This is a genomic window from Limosilactobacillus portuensis, from assembly GCF_014838735.1.
Classification (GTDB): Bacteria; Bacillota; Bacilli; order Lactobacillales; family Lactobacillaceae; genus Limosilactobacillus; species Limosilactobacillus portuensis.
Genome location: NZ_JABUXQ010000057.1, coordinates 1 through 1,970, shown reverse-complemented (window position 1 = coordinate 1,970; position 1,970 = coordinate 1). Strand labels below are relative to the sequence as shown.

At 34.5% G+C, this 1,970-nt stretch carries 2 protein-coding genes; both read left to right on the top strand.

The window, feature by feature from the left end:
• Positions 1-1,147: IS21 family transposase (istA, locus tag HUK49_RS10460; protein WP_191913656.1), on the top strand; the 1,147-nt coding region annotated here is incomplete at its 5' end.
• Positions 1,148-1,162: 15 nt separating this feature from the next.
• On the top strand, positions 1,163-1,909 hold the full coding sequence (istB, locus tag HUK49_RS10455) for an IS21-like element helper ATPase IstB (RefSeq protein ID WP_191913655.1): 747 nt from the start codon (positions 1,163-1,165) through the stop codon (positions 1,907-1,909).
• Positions 1,910-1,970 lie beyond the last annotated feature (61 nt).

Genomic DNA, 1,970 nt, shown 5'->3' with positions numbered 1-1,970 from the left:
AAATTATGCGGCCTTAGGCCGCAAATATAATTGTGATCCGAGAACTATTAAGCGTTATTTAACGCAGAATCATGCAGATAAAAGGAGAAATAGTAAAAGAAGGAGTAGCAAATTAGATCCATATCGTGAAATTATCAAGGATAAATACCAAACTTGTTCGGCAACTGCAATTTTCTATTTTATTAAAGAGCTAGGTTATGAAGGTGGAATTTCAATTTTACGCGATTACTGTCATCAATTGAAAAAAGCTAATAATCAAAAGCCAATCATTCGAATTGAAACTGCTCCCGGAGAAGTCGGACAAGTAGACTGGAAAGAGGACATGGTTCTCCATACGCGTCAAAATAAGCCGATTCATTTTTCAATATTCTTGTACGTTTTAGGCTATTCAAGAAGAAAATTTCTCAAGTTAGTTTTTGATCGACGCCAAGATACACTTTTCGAATGTCTAAATGAGGCTTTTAGTAACACCGAAGGCGTTCCACATCAAATCTACTTCGATAATATGAAAACAGCTGTAGATCATGCTAGAAGTAATTTTCATAAAGTAGTTTGGAATGAAAAATTACTGAATTACGCAAAGACTGCAGGATTTTTACCTAAATCATGTCGTCCATTTCGGCCACAAACTAAAGGCAAAGTTGAAGCCTTAGCCAGAACGATTGAAAGGATTAAAGTTTACGACCATGAATTTAGTAATGAGGAGGAGTTAGGACAAATAATTAAACATCTACAAAAGCAACTTAATGATGAAAAAAGTCAAGCAACAGACCGAAGGCCAATGGATTTATGGCAAAAAGAAAAAGAATACTTACAACCCTTTAACCGTGAACTGCTGAGTTCGTTAGTAGATCATGATCTAACCCGCAAAGTTAGTAAAGAATCAATGATCACCTATCTGGGAAGTAAATATTCTGTACCAATAAAGTATATCGGTCATGAAGTGACCGTCAAGGTCACTGACAAAAATTTATTGATTTTTAGTGCTACAAAACTAATAAGGCAGCATTTACTTAGCAACAAAAAGTTTAATTATCACCAAGAAGATATGACAGCAATCTTAAAAACATCGGTATTTCATGATCTATCAGATCAGCGACTTGCCGAACAAGTAGAAACTAATTTGAAAATGTTTGACCAATTATAGGAAGGGCTGTAGTACATGACCATTTATACAAAATTAGAGGATAATTTGACTAAGCTGAAATTAACAGCTATAAAGGAATATTTGCCTAGCTATTTGGAAGGCAATGATTTGTCATTACCGGAAATCCTTGAACAGCTAACCAGTAAAGAACTCGCTTATCGAACTCAAAGGTCAACTAAAATGTCAATTCATGTAGCTCACTTTCCATATGCCAAAGGTCTAGATGAATTTGATTTCGACTTTCAACCTTCGGTTGATAAACAAAGAATTATGAATCTTGCATCAATGAATTTTATTTCTTCGGCTAAGAATATATTATTTATTGGTTCTTCTGGAGTTGGTAAAACTCATTTAGCAACTGGACTTGGTATGGAAGCATGTAAGAATCATTTAAGTACTTATTTTGTGAACTGTCACGAATTAATTGAAAGGTTAAAATTAGCCCATCAAGAGAATCGTTTAGCGGCGATTTTGAAAAATTATAGCAGGTACAAATTACTAATTATCGATGAAATTGGATATTTACCAATCGATGACCTAGGATCCGATTTATTCTTCCAGTTGATTGCTCGACGTTACGAAAAGAAATCAACGATCATTACAACTAATATTCCCTTATCGGAATGGGGTGAAACCTTTTCTAATCCAACAATTGCGAATGCAATTCTGGACCGTTTGGTCCACCATTCGGAGATCTTTAAAATTACTGGAAAATCATATCGAATGAAAGATTATCAAGAACACACAAAGACACAAAAGTAAATCGGTGAAAAACGACATTTTTAAACCGGTGAAATCCTACATTTTAAAATCGGTGTTGACA